This window comes from Oryzobacter terrae, assembly GCF_042756445.1.
Lineage (GTDB): Bacteria > Actinomycetota > Actinomycetes > Actinomycetales > Dermatophilaceae > Oryzobacter > Oryzobacter terrae.
On the sequence record NZ_CP170578.1, the window covers coordinates 2,409,169 to 2,424,053 of the forward strand.

At 74.8% G+C, this 14,885-nt stretch carries 12 protein-coding genes; 3 read left to right on the forward strand and 9 right to left on the reverse strand.

Features of this window, described 5'->3' with window-relative positions; translation table 11 throughout:
* The first annotated feature begins 157 nt into the window (after positions 1-157).
* On the forward strand, positions 158-1,552 hold the full coding sequence (fumC, locus tag ACFWN3_RS11375) for a class II fumarate hydratase (protein WP_377639638.1): 1,395 nt from the start codon (positions 158-160) through the stop codon (positions 1,550-1,552).
* Between the two features lie 37 nt (positions 1,553-1,589).
* On the opposite strand, the gene ACFWN3_RS11380 is transcribed toward fumC, so the two are convergent.
* The gene (locus tag ACFWN3_RS11380; RefSeq protein WP_377639640.1) at positions 1,590-1,964 is read right to left on the reverse strand and encodes a VOC family protein; all 375 of its coding nucleotides are present in this window, start codon (positions 1,962-1,964) and stop codon (positions 1,590-1,592) included.
* A 240-nt stretch (positions 1,965-2,204) separates the two neighbouring features.
* On the opposite strand from ACFWN3_RS11380, the gene ACFWN3_RS11385 reads away from it, so the two are divergent.
* Complete coding sequence (locus ACFWN3_RS11385) at positions 2,205-2,900, forward strand: YqjF family protein (RefSeq protein ID WP_377639642.1); 696 nt, start codon at positions 2,205-2,207, stop codon at positions 2,898-2,900.
* Between the two features lie 28 nt (positions 2,901-2,928).
* Here the strand turns inward: ACFWN3_RS11385 and ACFWN3_RS11390 are convergent, their stop codons facing one another.
* The 3 genes from ACFWN3_RS11390 to ACFWN3_RS11400 form a co-directional block, all read right to left on the reverse strand.
* Positions 2,929-6,252, reverse strand: a complete 3,324-nt coding sequence (locus tag ACFWN3_RS11390) for an SNF2-related protein (protein ID WP_377639644.1) — start codon at positions 6,250-6,252, stop codon at positions 2,929-2,931.
* 140 nt (positions 6,253-6,392) lie between these two features.
* Entirely contained in the window at positions 6,393-7,835 is a 1,443-nt protein-coding gene (locus tag ACFWN3_RS11395; protein WP_377639646.1) for a sensor histidine kinase, read from the reverse strand.
* Positions 7,832-8,515: a response regulator transcription factor gene (locus tag ACFWN3_RS11400; protein WP_377639648.1), complete on the reverse strand. Its 684-nt coding sequence runs from the start codon at positions 8,513-8,515 to the stop codon at positions 7,832-7,834. Before ACFWN3_RS11400 ends, ACFWN3_RS11395 begins: the two co-directional genes overlap by 4 nt.
* A gap of 199 nt (positions 8,516-8,714) precedes the next feature.
* Between ACFWN3_RS11400 and ACFWN3_RS11405 the strand changes: the two genes are divergently transcribed.
* Entirely contained in the window at positions 8,715-9,269 is a 555-nt protein-coding gene (locus ACFWN3_RS11405) for a hypothetical protein (RefSeq protein ID WP_377639650.1), read from the forward strand.
* Here the strand turns inward: ACFWN3_RS11405 and ACFWN3_RS11410 are convergent.
* From ACFWN3_RS11410 to ACFWN3_RS11430, 5 genes are all read right to left on the reverse strand, one after another.
* Positions 9,235-10,476, reverse strand: coding sequence for a CDP-glycerol glycerophosphotransferase family protein (locus tag ACFWN3_RS11410; RefSeq protein WP_377639652.1), 1,242 nt, complete (start codon positions 10,474-10,476; stop codon positions 9,235-9,237). The genes ACFWN3_RS11405 and ACFWN3_RS11410 overlap by 35 nt on opposite strands.
* The gene (locus tag ACFWN3_RS11415; RefSeq protein WP_377639654.1) at positions 10,476-11,849 is read right to left on the reverse strand and encodes an aspartate aminotransferase family protein; all 1,374 of its coding nucleotides are present in this window, start codon (positions 11,847-11,849) and stop codon (positions 10,476-10,478) included. The genes ACFWN3_RS11410 and ACFWN3_RS11415 overlap by 1 nt, the downstream gene beginning before the upstream one ends.
* A 16-nt stretch (positions 11,850-11,865) precedes the next feature.
* Entirely contained in the window at positions 11,866-13,344 is a 1,479-nt protein-coding gene (locus ACFWN3_RS11420; protein WP_377639656.1) for a gamma-aminobutyraldehyde dehydrogenase, read from the reverse strand.
* Between the two features lie 158 nt (positions 13,345-13,502).
* Positions 13,503-13,778, reverse strand: a complete 276-nt coding sequence (locus ACFWN3_RS11425) for an HU family DNA-binding protein (RefSeq protein ID WP_377639658.1) — start codon at positions 13,776-13,778, stop codon at positions 13,503-13,505.
* Positions 13,779-13,820: 42 nt separating this feature from the next.
* A complete protein-coding gene (locus ACFWN3_RS11430; RefSeq protein WP_377639660.1) occupies positions 13,821-14,807 on the reverse strand; it encodes a small ribosomal subunit Rsm22 family protein in 987 nt (328 codons plus the stop codon).
* Positions 14,808-14,885: the final 78 nt, after the last annotated feature.

Genomic DNA, 14,885 nt, shown 5'->3' on the forward strand with positions numbered 1-14,885 from the left:
CCTGTGCGCACCGGTGCCCGACACCCTGTCCGGTCCTTCTCCGGGGAGGAGCGCCCGCGGGGTCGAGGTGATACCCCACCACGGGTGGGCCCCGGTCCACCACGACCCGTGAGAGGGCGGCCTGTCCGCGAACCGGTGCCCGGCCTACCGTGGAGGGATGGCGACCCGCACCGAACGCGACACGATGGGCCCGGTCGAGGTCCCCGACGACCGCTACTGGGGCGCGCAGACCCAGCGCAGCGTCGAGCACTTCGACATCGGGCGCGACACCTTCGTCTGGGGGCGCCCCGTCATCCGCGGGCTCGGCCTGCTGAAGAAGGCCGCCGCCCTCGCGAACGCCGACCTCGGCCTGCTCCCCGAGGACGTCGCGGAGGCCGTCGTGGAGGCCGCCGACGAGGTGGCCCGCGGCGACCTCGACGACCACTTCCCGCTCGTCGTCTTCCAGACGGGCTCGGGGACGCAGAGCAACATGAACGCCAACGAGGTCATCGCCAACCGCGCCGTCGAGATCCTCGGCGGCGAGCTCGGCAGCAAGGACCCCGTCCACCCGAACGACCACGTCAACCGCAGCCAGTCGAGCAACGACACCTTCCCCACGGCGGTCCACGTCGCCGTCGTCCTCGAGCTCGCCGAGCGCCTCCACCCGGCCGTCGACGCCCTCACCGAGGCCCTCGACGCCAAGGCCGTCGAGCTCGGGGACGTCGTCAAGGTCGGGCGAACCCACCTCCAGGACGCGACGCCGGTGACCCTCGGCCAGGAGATCGGGGCGTGGGCCGCCCAGCTGCGCGACGCCCAGGCCGACGTCCGCTACGCCGGCGAGAAGGCCCGGGCGCTGGCCATCGGCGGGACCGCCGTGGGGACCGGCCTCAACGCGCCGGCCGACTTCGGCCCGCTCGTCGCCCGTCACCTCACGCAGGAGACGGGTCAGGACTTCCGGCAGGCCGACAACCTGTTCGTCCAGCTGGCCTCGCACGACGCGCTCGTCGCCGTCAGCTCGGCGCTGCGCACCCTCGGCGGCGCCCTGATGAAGCTCGCGAACGACGTGCGCTGGCTCGCCTCGGGCCCCCGCACGGGGATCGGCGAGCTGCGGATCCCCGAGAACGAGCCGGGCAGCTCGATCATGCCGGGCAAGGTCAACCCCACCCAGTCCGAGGCGATGACGATGGTCGTCACCCGGGTCTTCGGCAACGACGCGACCGTGGGCTTCGCCGGGAGCCAGGGCAACTTCCAGCTCAACGTCTTCACGCCGGTCATGGCCCATGCGGTCCTCGAGTCGGTGCGCCTGCTCTCCGACGCGTGCCGCTCGTTCACCGAGCACTGCGTCGTCGGGCTCGAGGCCGACCGCGAGCGGATCGCCGAGCACCTCGACGCCGACCTCATGCTCGTCACCGCCCTCGCCCCGCACCTCGGCTACGACGCGGCGGCCGCCATCGCGAAGCAGGCGCACCGCGACGGCTCGACGCTGCGCGAGGCGGCGCTCGCCTCGGGGCACGTCACCGACGACGACTACGACCGCTGGGTCGACCCGAAGGCCATGACCCGGCCCGACTGAGCCGGGCGGGCGGCCCGACCGAGCCGGGCGGGCGGCCTCAGCCGGCGGCGCGGTCCTCGAGGGCGACCTCGGAGTGGGAGAGCACGTTGACGACGTTGCCGCCCTCGTCGCGCACGAAGAACCGCCGCACGCCCCACGGCTCGTCGGTGATGGGGTGGACGATCTCGAGGCCGAGCTCGAGCGCCCGGGCGTGGGCGACGTCGACGTCGTCGACGTCGAGCGACAGGTCGGGGTTGCAGGCCGCGGTGGCGTCCTCGTGCATGACCGAGATCTGCGGCCCGTCGACGCTGCCGAGGGTGGCCACCCACCCGAGGTCCATGACGACCTCGAGGCCGAGCACGTCGCGGAAGACCGAGACGGCGCGCGGGACGTCGGGCACCGACAGCACCGGGACCGCGCGGTTCAACTGCACCGGCCCACCGAACACCACCGGGGGCCTCAGCGCAACCCGTGGGGCTCCCGGCTGCGACAACTCGCAGGCAACTCCCAGCCGCCGGGTCACGGCTCGGGCAACGAGGACGGCAGGCCCCGGCCGTGCGGCCCGGGCGGGCCCGGCAGGGATCCCCGTCGGCGTCGAGCGCATGATGGACGCGTGTGCGAGCCCGGCGTCGAACCCGTCTCACCGCACGCCCCGCCCCTCAGGGGGGCGGTGATGATGACCCAGGACTGGCGCGACCTGACCTTCCTCCACTGGGCCGTCGACCCGGGGGACGTCGCGGACCGGATGCCGCCCGGCGTGCGCCCCGACACCCTCGGCGGCGTCACCTACGTCGGGCTCATCCCGTTCCGGATGGTCGACGCCGGGGTGGCCCGTGGCCCCGGTGTCCCGTGGCTGGGCTCGTTCCTCGAGACCAACGTGCGGCTGTACTCGGTCGACCGGACCGGCCGCCGGGGCATCGTCTTCCTCAGCCTGGACACCGACCGGCTGGCGGTGGTCGGCGGGGCGCGCGCGGCGTTCGGGCTGCCCTACCGCTGGGCGCGGATGCGCCACGCGCAGGACGGGAGCGTGCACACCTATGACGCCCGGCTCCGGCGGCGCGGGGAGCCGGTGCGCAGCCACGTCTCGGTCCGGGTCGGTGCGCGGCGTCGGAGCACCGAGCTCGACGAGTTCCTCAGCGCCCGGTGGGGGCTGCACGTGCGCTGGTGGGGCCGGACCTTGTTCGTCCCGAACCAGCACGAGGTGTGGCCGGTGCACGACGCCGAGGTCGTCGGGCTCGACGACGGGCTCCTGGCATCGGTCGGCCTGCCCGACCTCGCGCACCGCCCGCCCGACCACGTGGCGTTCAGCCCCGGGGTCTCCACCGCGTTCGGCTTTCCCGGCGACGCCGCAGAGCCCCGGCGCCGCTGAGGACCGCCGCTGTCCGCCGTGACCGGCGTCAGGGCTCGAGGAGGGCGCGCAGGTCGTCGGAGGTCAGGGCCGAGGACAGGGCGGACCCCTCGTCGACGACCCGGGTGAACAGGTCGCGCTTGCGCTGCTGGAGCGCGACGACCTTCTCCTCGATGGTGTCGTGCGAGACGAGGCGGTAGACGTTGACCGGCCGGGTCTGCCCGATCCGGTGGGTGCGGTCGACGGCCTGGGCCTCGGCGGCGGGGTTCCACCACGGGTCGAGGACGAAGACGTAGTCGGCCTCGGTGAGGGTGAGTCCGAACCCGCCCGCCTTGAGCGAGATGAGGAAGACGGGGGCGTCGCCCTCACGGAAGGCCGCGATCCGCTCGCCGCGGTTGCGGGTGGAACCGTCGAGGTACTCGTAGGCGACGCCCTCGGCCTCGAAGCGCTCGCGGACGAGCTTGAGGAACCCGGTGAACTGGCTGAACACCAGCGCCCGGTGGCCCTCCTCGGCGAGCTCGGTGACCTGCTCGACGAGGGTGTCGATCTTCGCCGAGGACGCGAGGCCGGCGTAGGCCTCGTCGACGAGGGAGGGGTCGAGGGAGAGCTGGCGGAGCACGGTGAGGCCGCGCAGGATGGCGATCCGGTTGCCCTGGACGTCGTCGATGAGCCCGAGGAGGCGCTGCCGCTCGCGCTGGAGGTGCCGGTCGTAGACGGCCCGGTGGCGGGGGTGGAGGTCGACCGAGAGGACCTGCTCCTGCTTCGGCGGGAGCTCGGTCGCCACGGCCTCCTTGGTGCGCCGCAGCATCAGGGGGCGGATCCGGCGGCGCAGGGCGGCGAGCCGCTCGGCGTCGCCGTCGCGCTCGATGGGGTTGGCCCAGCGCTCGCGGAACAGGGCGGGCCGGGGGTGCAGGCCGGGCGCGACGATCGACAGGAGCGACCAGAGGTCCATGAGGGAGTTCTCGAGCGGGGTGCCCGTGATGGCGAACTTCGCGCGGGCCGAGAGCCGCCGGACGGCCTGGTAGGTCTTGGCCTGGTGGTTCTTGACGAACTGCGCCTCGTCGAGGACGACGGCCCCCCACGGCCGCGAGCGCCAGACGGCCTCGTCGATGCGGGCGACGGCGTAGGACGTGATGACGAGCTGGGCACCGTCGATGGTGTCGGACAGGGTCCGGCGGGCCTTGGCCCGCGTGCTGTCGACGACGACGGTGCGCAGCGACGGGGCGAACCGCGCGGCCTCGCCGGCCCACGTCGAGAGCACCGAGGTGGGCGCGACGACGAGGACGGGGTCGGTGAGCTCGCCGCGCTCGTGCGCCCGCAGCACCATCGCGAGCATCTGGAGGGTCTTGCCCAGGCCCATGTCGTCGGCGAGGACGCCGCCGAGGCCGCGGTCCCACAGCAGGGACAGCCAGCGGAAGCCGTCGACCTGGTAGGGCCGCAGCGTGGCGTGGAGGCCGGCGGGCACCTCGGCGGGCTCGGCGGCGTCGATGTCGACGAGGGCCGACACCGAGCGCGACCAGCGCTCGCTCTGCTGCTCGACGACCCCGAGCGCCGCGAGCTCCTCCCAGAGCCCGACGTGGACCGCCGAGATGCGCAGGGGGTCGGACGGCTTGTCCTGGAGGGAGCGGGCCTCCTCGACGAGGGCGCGCAGGGTCTCGAGCTCGGGGCGGTCGAGGGTGAACCACGTGCCGGAGTCGAGGATCAGCTGCTCGTGCCCGCGGGCGAGGGCCTCGATGAGCGGGGCGAGCGGGACGTCCTCCTCGCCGACGGTGACGGCGATGCCGAGGTCGAACCAGTCGGTGGCCGAGGCCGCGCCGCCGCCGGAGCCGTCGGTGACGTCGGTCGCCGAGACCTGGATGAGCGGTGCCTCGAGCGCCTCGCTGTAGTCGGGCTCGTCGCCGACGACCTCGATCTCGAGGTCGGGGAGCTCGCGCAGCGCGGGCAGGACGTCGGTCGTGAAGTCGACGGTGCGGATGCCGTGGAGGCGGACCTCGGGGACGAGGCGCCGGGCCCGCGCGACGACCTGCCACAGGGGCGCGAACGACTCGACGGCGGCGACCTCGTGGAGCCGGTCGACGAGGACGCGCTCGGCGGCCCGGTCGCGCATCGGGTCGGGGTCCTCGTGGGCGAGCGGGGCCAGCACCCCGCCGTTCGTGGAGCCGTACCGGAAGGCCCACTCGAGCTGGGCCCGGTGGCCCGGCTCGAAGGTAAGCCGCAGCGCCAGCCGCGGCGGGACGGCCTCCGGGAGGTCGAGGGCGCCGTCGAGCGAGCGGACCCGCGCCTTGCGGCGCAGCCCGGGGAGGTGGGTGACGGTGAACCGGGCCCAGTCGTCCTCGGGCACCTCGACGACCCCGAGGTCGAGGAGGCGCTGGCGGGTGCCGTCGAGCGGCTCGGCGAGGGCGCCGAGGACGAGGACGTCGTCGTCGCGCAGCCAGAACCCGGTGGCCGGGGAGCCGACGAGGTGGGCGCGCCCGACGCCTCCGGGGAGGTCGAGGTGGGGGCGGAGCTCGGCGCCGTCGTCGGTGCGCACGACGTCGACGACGAGCTCGGCGGGGTCGGGGGCGAAGGCGACCTCGCCCCCGCCCTCGAGGTCGGTGAGCAGGCGCACGCCGGCCCGGTCGGCGGCCCGCAGGAGGGCGACCCACCCGGGCCCGAGGTGGTCGAGCTGGATGGCGTCGGGCATCCGGCCGTAGCCGAACGCGCGGACCGAGCGCCGGTGCGAGTCGGCGATCGCGGTGAGGGCGTCGCGGTTGTCGTCGGAGAAGCTGACCCGGCCGAAGCCGTAGTACCCGCCGGCGAAGGTCTCCCACGAGACGCCGGTGCGGATCCAGCCGCCGCGCACCCCGGGGACGACGGGCCGCAGGCGCAGCGGGAGGCGCCCGCCCTCGGCGACGCGCGAGCGGCCGGGACCGACGGCCTCCTCGATGAGCAGGCCCACGGCGGTGTGCTCGGTCTCGACGTCGGGGTCGTCGAGGAGGCCGCCGAGCGCCCGCTCCCACGTGGGCCGCGGCGGCGCGTCGGGGCGGCCGGCGAGGCGGTCGAGGGCGGGCTGGCGCTCGCGGACGGCCGCGGCGACGGCGACGGCGTGCTTGCAGTCGCCGGAGACGGGGCACGAGCACGTGCTGTCCCAGCGGCGGATCGTGAGCCGGCCCGCCGAGGGGGTGGCGACGGGGGTGAGCGAGACCCGGGTCGTGTAGGTCTGGCCGCTGCTGCCGCCGACCCAGCCGGTGGCCTCGCGGCCGTCGTCGGCGAGGTCGAGGTCGACGACGTGCCCGTGCTTGGCGTAGGCCAGGCCGCGGGCCACGGTCACCGTGCCGCAGACCTCGTCGAGGTCGCGGTTCGTGAGGTCGGCGATGCGGTCGACGGCGAACACCCGACCCACCACGCGACCTCCGACACCACACCCGACGGGGGTCCGCCCTGCCGGACCCTGAACCACCAACCGTAGGCCCGCCGACCGACATCCGGGGAACCGTCGTCCACAGGTGGGCCGCGTGCGGGGCCCGCGAGTGGTCAGTGGGGGCCGAGGGGGAGCAGCACGGTGAACGTCGCGCCCCGGCCGGGCTCGGACCGGACCGTGGCCGTGCCGCCGTGGGCCCGGGCGACCGCCTCGACGAGGGCGAGGCCCAGGCCGGTGCCGCCGGTGGAGGACGCGCGCCCCCGGTCGACCCGGTGGAAGCGCTCGAAGACGTGGGGGAGGTGCTCGGGCGGGATGCCCGGCCCGTCGTCGGCGACCTCGAGGAGGGCGTGGGTGGCGTCGTGGCGGAGGGCGAGGCGCACCGGGGTCCCCGGCGAGGTGTGGCGCACCGCGTTCGACGTCAGGCCCACGAGGGCCTGGGTGACGAGGTCGCGGTCGACGAGGGCGACGAGCGGCCCCTCCCCCTCGACCGAGACCGCGCGGTCCGGCGCCACGACCCGCAGGTCGGCCGCGACGTCGCGCACCACGGCGGCGAGGTCGACCGGCTCGCGGCGCAGCCCCCCGCCCTTCCCGCCGGCCCCGGCCCCGCCGACCCCAGCCCCGGCCCCGGCGCCGGCCTCGTCGAGGCGGGCGAGGTCGAGCAGCCCGTCGACGAGCCGCCGCATCCGGGCCGCCTCCGCACCGATGCGGCGCAGGGCGTCGGCGACCTCCGGGCCGGCGTGCGGGGGGTCGACGGCGGGGCGGCGCGCGTCGTCCGGTCCGGAGCCCGTGCGCCCCGTGTGGAGCGCGACGTACCCCTGGAGCGTCGTCAGCGGCGTCCGCAGCTCGTGGGAGGCGTCGGCGACGAAGCGGCGCATCCGCTCGTTCGTCGCGGCGCTGGAGTCGACGAGGGCGTTGAAGGCCGCGGCGAGGCGCGCGACCTCGGTGCCCGGCGGGCCGGGGGGGACGCGCCGGGTCGTGTCGCCGGCCCGGATGGCGTCGGCCGCCTCGGTCATCTGCGCGACGGGACGCAGGCCGAGCCGGTCGACCCACCACAGGAGCAGCCCGAGCACGCCGGCGACGACGAACCCGACCAGGCCGAGCGTGAGGACGAGCCGGCGGGTCGCGAGGTCGACCGGGGTCGTGGGGAGGGCGAGGACGGCCTGGGCGCGCCCGTTGGGCAGCTCGGCGGTGACGACCCGCACCCGGCGCGACTCCCCGGCCAGCGTCGACCGGCCCGCGGGGGTGAGGACCCGCTCGCCGGCGGCCAGCGACGGGACGAGGGCGGGGTCCCCGGCGGGGGCGAGGACGGTGACGAGGCGGCCGTCGGCGCCCATCCGCCCGACGTACACGTCGGACAGTCCGGCGGCGGGTGTCCCCGACTCGGCCCGTGCCGACGCGAGGAGGATGGCGCGCGGGTTGCGGGCCAGGGCGGCGAGCTGGGCGTCGAGCCGCTCGACGAGGTAGGCGCGCTGCGCGACGACGACCGCGGCCCCGGCGACGGCGAGGACCACGGCGAGCGCGGCGACGCCGACGAGGAGCCGGCGGCGCAGCGTCATCCGGGCTCCCGCACGCAGTAGCCGACGCCGCGGACCGTGTGGATCAGCCGGGGCTGGACGGCGTCGACCTTCTTGCGCAGCGTCGACACGAACGACTCGATGATCGCCGACTCGCCCGCGAAGTCGTACTGCCACACGTGGTCGAGGATCTGGGCACGGGTGACGACCCGGCCGGCGTTGACGAGCAGGCAGCGCAGCAGGGTGAACTCGGTCGGGGTGAGGGCGACCTCGGTGTCGCCGCGCCACACGCGGTGCTGGTCCTCGTCGAGGACGAGGTCGTGGACCCGGTGGCGGCCGCTGGCGGCCTCGGGGGTGCCGCCGCGGCGCAGGAGCAGGTGGCAGCGGGCGACGAGCTCCTCGAGGGCGAAGGGCTTGACGACGTAGTCGTCGCCGCCGGACGTGAGCCCGCGGACCCGGTCGGCGGTGTCGCCGCGGGCCGTGAGGAACAGCACCGGCGCGCGAACCCCCTTGGCGCGCAGGCGCTTGAGTACTTCGAACCCGTCGAGGTCGGGGAGCATCACGTCGAGGACGACGAGGTCGGGTCCGGTGGGCGAGCAGGCGGCCAGCGCGGCGGTGCCGGTGTCGGCCGTTGCGACCTCCAGCCCGGCCAGGCGCAGCGCCGAGGACACGAGGTAGGCGATGTTCTCCTCGTCGTCGACGACGAGCACGGTCGGGGCCATGGCGTCACGCTCCCACGGGGCCCCCGGCGCCGTCTGGAGGATTCCTGCGGACTTCCTGAGGACGACGAGGCCGCCGTCCCCAGCCGATCGCGAGGTCGGCTCCATCCGGTCGCGAGGTCCGGGGAGGAGGGTCCTGCGTCGTCAGCACCACCTCACCCCCCGTGACGCGGCCACCGCGCCCCGGAGAACGGAGCCCTCGATGAACCGCCTGCGCACCTCCCTCGTCGTCCTCGCCGTCGGCGGCGCCACCGTGACGACCGGTGTCGTCGCGACGAGCGCCCTCGCGACGCCGGCCCCCGTCGCCGCCGTCGAGGCCGCGATGCCCGGCCTCCCGACCACGGCGGTCGTGTCCAGCACCGCGTCCTCCGCCGCGTCCTCCGCCGATGCCGCCGAGACCCCCGGCCGCGCCGCCCGCGGTTGGTGGCGGGACCTCACCGACGCCCAGCAGACCTGCCTGCGGAAGGAGGTCGGCACCCGCCCGCTCGGGCCGCTGTCCGACGCCGAGCGCCAGGCCCTGCGGGCGAAGGTCACCACGGCCGCCGACGCCTGCGACGTCAAGCTCCCCCTCGCCCGGGCCCGCGCCTTCTGGGACGGCCTCACCGACGAGCAGCGTCAGTGCCTGCGGGAGGCCGACCTCCAGCGCCCGTGGGGGCCCCTCACCAAGGCCGAGCGTCAGGCCGTGCGGGCCGACCTCGCCGCCGCCGCGAAGGAGTGCGGCGTCACCCCTCCGGAGACGTCGGCGGGGCGTCCCTGACCGCCAGGGCCGCCGCCCGGCTCGTGACGACCTCGTCGCACGCGTCGAGGAAGCGGGTCATGCTCGCGCCGGGGCTCGTGTCGCCGAAGTAGTGGCGCACGAGCGCGGCGTGGGTGTCGGAGGGGTGCGCGACGGCGGCGTCGACGGCCTCGGCAGCGCGCCCGGCCGACGCCGCGGGGAACAGCTCGGTCTCGGTCGTGAGGCCGACGTCGGGCACGACCGCGCGCGGTTCGGCCGGCCGGGTCAGCAGCAGCGGCTTGGCCGTCGCGAGCCAGTCGTAGGCGACGGCGGAGACGTCCATGACCGCGACGTCGGCCGCGGCGAGCTGCCAGCCGAACCCGCCCTCGGTGTCGACGACGTGGCCGGCGGTGGGGTCGGCGCGGTTGGCGGCACGCAGGAGCGAGACGACCTCCTCGTGGGCCGCCCGGACCGAGCGCAGCACGATCCCCGTGCGCGGGTGCGGGCGGTAGACGACCCGGTGGCGGCCGGTCGCGACGAGCGAGCGGACGAGGGCCGGCCCGTGGCTCTCGACCGAGGAGTAGCGCATGCTCGCGCGGTCCCCCTCCCACGTCGGCGCGAAGAGGACGACGGTCCGCCCGTCGGCGGGCAGGGTCGGGCCGGGGTACTCGACGTCGACCTGGGGACGTCCGACCTCGATCATCCGGAACTCGTCGAAGCCCACGAGCTTGCGCAGGATCCGCTCGCGTGCCGCCTGCCCCGCGACGAAGACGTGGTCGTACGCCTTGAGCTGGTTGCTCGACATGTAGTCCTTGTCGGACTCGCCGTGGCAGATGAAGACGTGCGCCGGGTCGGCGAAGCGCATCGCCGAGAAGTTCATCTGGTTCTGGTTGACGTAGAGGACCGCGCGCACCGGCTGGCGGAGCAGGAACGCCTCGACGCCGTCGATGTCGGGGGCGTGGTGGACCGGGACCGGGCACGCGTCGAGCAGGGCGTTGGTCGCCTCCCAGTTCCGCGACAGCACGGTGACGTGGTGGCGTTCGTGGAGGCGGCGCAGGGGCTCGTACCACTGGTCGAGCTGGTAGAGGTTCTCCGGACCGTCGGTGAAGTAGACGGCGACCTCGACGGTGCCGTCGGGCACGGCGGGCCGCTGGGCGAGCCGGGCCCGCACCGAACGGCGGGCGCGCACCGCCCGCACCCCCTTGCCGAGGATCCCGCGGACCTTGAGCGCGTCGTCGACCAGCCCCATCAGACGACGTGGCGGTCGGCGGCCTCGAGGGCGCGGTCGAGGATGTCGAGGCCCTCGGCCATCTCCTCGGCGGTCGTCGTGCACGGCGGCACGACGTGGGTCCGGTTGAAGTGCACGAACGGCCACAGTCCCTCGGCCTTCGCCGCGGCCATGAACTCGTTCATCGGGCCGGCCGCGGCTCCGGAGGCGTTGTACGGCACGAGCGGCTCGCGCGTCTCGCGGTCCTTGACGAGCTCGAGCGCCCAGAAGAAGCCGAGCCCGCGGACCTCGCCGACGCTCGGGTGCCTCTCGGCGATCTCGGCCAGGCGCGGGGCGATGACGGTGTCGGACACCTTGCGGACGTTCTCGAGGATCCCCTCCTCCTCGAAGATCCGGATCGACGCGACGGCCGACGCACACGCCAGCGGGTGGCCCGAGTAGGTGAGCCCGCCGGGGAAGACGCGCTCCTCGAACGTCGCCGCGATCGGCTCGCTGATGACGACGCCCCCGAGCGGGACGTAGCCGGAGTTCACGCCCTTGGCGAAGCAGATGAGGTCGGGGGTGACCCCCCAGTGGTCGACGGCGAACCACTCGCCGCAGCGCCCGAAGCCGGCCATGACCTCGTCGGCGATCCACACGATCCCGTGCTCGTCGCAGATCTCGCGGACCCCGGCGAGGTAGCCGTCCGGCGGGACGAGGATCCCGTTCGTGCCGACGACGGTCTCGAGCATGACCGCCGCGATCGTCGACGGCCCCTCGACCATGATGACGTCGCGCAGGTGCTGCAGGGCGCGCTCGCCCTCCTCGGCGGCCGACGACGCGTGGAACGGCGAGCGGTACGGGTACGGCCCCCAGAAGTGGACGATGCCCGGCACGCCCGGCTCGTTGGCCCACCGGCGGGGGTCACCGGTCGCGGTGATCGAGCCGGCGGTGGCGCCGTGGTAGCTGCGGTAGGTCGCCAGGACCTTGTGGCGGCCGGTGTGCAGGCGCGCCATCCGCATCGCGTTCTCGGTGGCCTCCGCCCCGCCGTTGGTGAAGAAGACCTTCTCGAGACCCTGCGGAGCGCGTTCGGCGATGAGCCGGGCGGCCTCCGAGCGCGACTCGTCGGCGAAGCTCGGCGCGATGGTGCACTGGCGGGCCGCGGCCTCCTGGATCGCCGCGACGAGCTTCGGGTGCTGGTAGCCGATGTTGACGTTGACGAGCTGGCTCGAGAAGTCGAGGTAACGCCTGCCCTCGAAGTCCCAGAAGTGGCTCCCCGAGGCGCCCGCGATGGGCAGCGGCGCGATGAGCGCCTGCGCCGACCACGAGTGGAAGACGTGCGCCCGGTCGTCGCGCGCCACCCGGGCCCCCCGCTCGGGGTCGGCCTGGGTGTCGGGGGTGCTGAACTCGGTCATCGGGTCCTCTTCGGCGTCAGGAGGGCAGGGTGAAGATCGTGCGGTGCCACGGCTTGTGCGCCACGGCCGTCGTGTCGTGCATGACGTGCTTGACGTTGGTGTACTCGTCGAGCGAGTAGGCCGACATGTCCTTGCCGAACCCACTGTGCCCGTACCCGCCGTGCGGCATCTCGCTGATGATCGGGATGTGGTCGTTGACCCACACGCACCCGGCGCGGATCTCGCGGGTGGCCCGGCCGGCGCGGTAGGTGTCGCGGGTCCAGGCGGAGGCCGCGAGGCCGAACGGGGTGTCGTTGGCCAGGCGGATCGCCTCGTCGTCGTCGTCGAACGCGACGACGGCGAGGACCGGGCCGAAGACCTCGTCGCGCCAGAGCTCGGAGTCGAGCGGGACGTCGCTGACGAGGGTGGGCTCGTAGTAGCAGCCGCGGGCGAGGTCGCCGCCCGGGGCCGCGCCGCCGGTGACGACCTTGGCGTACCCGCGCGCGCGCTCGACCATCCCGGCGACCTTGTCGCGGTGCGCGGCCGAGCTGAGCGGGCCGAGGTCGGTGGCCTCGTCGTCCGTGGCACCGATGCGCACCTGCGCCATGAGGTCGGCGACCCCCTGCACGAACGCGTCGTGGAGGGAGCGGTGGACGATCGCGCGCGTGGCCGCGGTGCAGTCCTGCCCGGTGTTGATGAGGGAGGCCGCGACCGCGCCGTGCACGGCGGCCTCGAGGTCGGCGTCGTCGAACACGACGAACGGCGCCTTGCCGCCGAGCTCGAGGTGGACCCTCTTACCGGTGCTGGACGCGGTGGCCATGACGCGACGGCCGACCGCCGTGGAGCCGGTGAACGACGTCATCGCGACGTCCTCGTGGCCGACGAGGTGCTCGCCGGCGACCGGGCCGGTCCCGGTGACGACGTTGACGACGCCGGGGGGAGCTCCGGCCTCGGTGAAGGCCTCGGCGAAGAGCAGCGAGGTCAGCGGGGTGATCTCGGCGGGCTTGAGGACGATGGTGTTGCCCGCCGCGATCGCCGGGAGGACCTTCCACGCGGCCATCTGGAGCGGGTAGTTCCACGGGGCGATGGAGCCGACGACCCCGATCGGCTCGCGGCGGATGCTCGACGTGTGGTCGCCGGAGTACTCGGCGCTCGCCATCCCGTCGAGGCGGCGGGCGGCGGTCCCGAAGAAGGCGGTGTTGTCGACGGTGCCCGGGACGTCGAACTCGCGGGCGAGGCGGATCGGCTTGCCCGCCTGGCGGCTCTCGAGCTGCGCGAGCTCCTCGGCGCGCTCGTCGAGGAGGGCGGCGGCCCTGAGCAGGACGGTCGACCGCTCGACGGGCGTGGCCCGCGACCACTCGGCGAAGGCGGCTCCCGCCGCGGCGACGGCGGCGTCGACGTCGGCGGTGCTCGCGAGGGTCACCGTCTCGAGCGTCTCGTTCGTGCTGGGGTCGAGCACGTCGACGCGCTCGCCCGAGGTCGCGGCACGGCGCTCCCCGCCGATGTACTGGTGCATGGTGGCGAGCATACGCACGGCTCCAGGCTTCTGAAAGGGGGGTTGCGGCGCCGTTCGGCCTGCGGAATCCGTGGCCGACAGGGGTGATGACGGTGGAGACGCGACGAGGCGCCGGCCACCCGAAGGTGACCGGCGCCCCGGGTGCGCTGGTGCTCGCGTCAGCCGTTGACGGCGCGCTTGAGCTGCGCGGCGGCCTTGAAGCCGACCGAGGTCGACGCGGCGATGGCGATCTCCTCGCCCGTCTGCGGGTTGCGGCCGGTACGGGCCGCGCGCTCACGGGTCTCGAAGGTGCCGAAGCCCGCGAGGCGGACCTCCTCGCCCTTGGCGAGCTGCTCGCCGATGACGTCGAGCGCCGCGGTGAGGATCTCCTCGGCCGCGGTGGCGGAGACGTCGGTCCGGCCGGCGACGGCCTGGGCGATGTCCTTCTTGGTCATGTGTCTGCTCCTTGGATAGCTCGTTGTCGTACGGGTCCGACCCTAACCGGGCGGGCTGTCGGGCCACGCGTCCCCCCAGGACGCGTCGCGCGCCGAACGGTACGCGGTCGGGTCGCGCCGGGTGACGACCACCCGCGTCGTGGACCCCCGCGTGTCGCACAGGTCGAGCTGCACCAGGCCCTTGCGACGGACCGGGTGGCGCAGCACCCGGGCCTGTGCCCGGGGCAGCGGGTCGCGGCTCGCGAGGACGTAGGAGAACTTCTCGTCCTCGTGGCCGAGGGCGCCCGCCTTGACCCGGCGGTGCAGCGCCGAGCGGTCGAGCCGCACCGCGAAGTGGCACCAGTCGCCGGGCCGGGACGCGACGGGACACGGCCCGTCCTGGGGGCACGGGGCGACGAGGTGCCAGCCACCGTCGACGAGCCGGTCGCGGGCCGCGAGGACGGCGGCGTAGCCCCGCGGTGTCCCGGGCTCGACGACGAGCGCGAGCCGCGAGGAGGCCATGACGGCGTCGACGAGCGGGGCGTGCAGGCGGTCGTCGAGCTCGCCGAGGACGTAGCTGACGGTCACCAGATCGGCGTGTGGCACAGCGGGTTCCGCGCCGATGAGGTGGCGCTGCCACGTCGCGCCGGCGATGGAACCCTCGCCGTGGGCGGCGATCCGCCGGCCGAGGGCGAGGGCGTCGGCCGACCCGTCGAGGACGGTGGCGTCCTCGAGGTCGGGGAAGGCCTCGGCGACGGCCCAGGTGGCGGCTCCCGTCCCGCCCCCGAGGTCGACGAGCGACCGGACGGCGAGGGCGTCGTCGGGGACGAGGTCGCTCGCGTGGCGCAGCGCCCGCGACACGGCGGCGTGGGTGGCCGGCATCCGGTAGGCCGCGTAGGCCGCCGCCGTCGTGGGGTCGCGCAGGACCTGGGCGCTCGGCGGCGAGCCGCTGCGGTAGACCTCGATGAGGGTGGCCGTGGCGCGGCGAAGGGCGTCGGCGGGGAGGCCGTCGAGGACGGCGTCGAGGGCGCGCGCGAGGGTGGCCGACACGCCGTCCATCCTGCCGTGACGAGCGCCACGGGATGATGCGGGCCGCGTTTCGTGTTCCACCCCCGACACGCCGGACCT

Bases quoted from the DNA above. Each gene is read 5' to 3' on its own strand.
- ACFWN3_RS11405 (WP_377639650.1), top strand. From the start codon at position 8,715: ATGAACCGCCTGCGCACCTCCCTCGTCGTCCTCGCCGTCGGCGGCGCC.
- ACFWN3_RS11395 (WP_377639646.1), bottom strand. From the start codon at position 7,835: ATGACGCTGCGCCGCCGGCTCCTCGTCGGCGTCGCCGCGCTCGCCGTG.
- ACFWN3_RS11385 (WP_377639642.1), top strand. From the start codon at position 2,205: ATGATGACCCAGGACTGGCGCGACCTGACCTTCCTCCACTGGGCCGTC.
- ACFWN3_RS11410 (WP_377639652.1), bottom strand. From the start codon at position 10,476: ATGGGGCTGGTCGACGACGCGCTCAAGGTCCGCGGGATCCTCGGCAAG.
- ACFWN3_RS11415 (WP_377639654.1), bottom strand. From the start codon at position 11,849: ATGACCGAGTTCAGCACCCCCGACACCCAGGCCGACCCCGAGCGGGGG.
- ACFWN3_RS11425 (WP_377639658.1), bottom strand. From the start codon at position 13,778: ATGACCAAGAAGGACATCGCCCAGGCCGTCGCCGGCCGGACCGACGTC.
- ACFWN3_RS11400 (WP_377639648.1), bottom strand. From the start codon at position 8,515: ATGGCCCCGACCGTGCTCGTCGTCGACGACGAGGAGAACATCGCCTAC.
- fumC (WP_377639638.1), top strand. From the start codon at position 158: ATGGCGACCCGCACCGAACGCGACACGATGGGCCCGGTCGAGGTCCCC.
- ACFWN3_RS11420 (WP_377639656.1), bottom strand. From the start codon at position 13,344: ATGCACCAGTACATCGGCGGGGAGCGCCGTGCCGCGACCTCGGGCGAG.